Below are 317 nucleotides of genomic sequence, written 5' to 3' on the forward strand. Positions count from 1 at the left end.
CCTTCTTTATAGCACCCGTCTTTCATTGGGCATACTTTGCATTTTTCAATGTCAAACATGTAGGTATTCTTTTGGTTATTATTCATACCTTTCTTACCTGTGCGCGCTCTTTGAATCGCCATATGTCCAGCTTTACAAACGTACATACATGCATCTTTATTAAACTCAAATTCATCTTCTTTTTTACGAGTTCCTTGTGTGATATTAGGGTTTAATTTTGATATTAATTGTAGTTCGTTGTGATTGGCATATTGAATATTATCTTTTTCAGAATAGGCAGTATCTCCAATGACGGTATCGATCTTCATACCTGTGTC

The 317-nt window shown here is 34.7% G+C and carries 1 pseudogene; it reads right to left on the reverse strand.

Features of this window, described 5'->3' with window-relative positions:
- Window positions 1-317, reverse strand: a pseudogene (locus C161_RS31270) (IS5/IS1182 family transposase); the annotation flags it as partial.

This window comes from Paenibacillus sp. FSL R5-192 (genome assembly GCF_000517845.1).
In the GTDB taxonomy this organism is placed as follows: domain Bacteria; phylum Bacillota; class Bacilli; order Paenibacillales; family Paenibacillaceae; genus Paenibacillus; species Paenibacillus amylolyticus.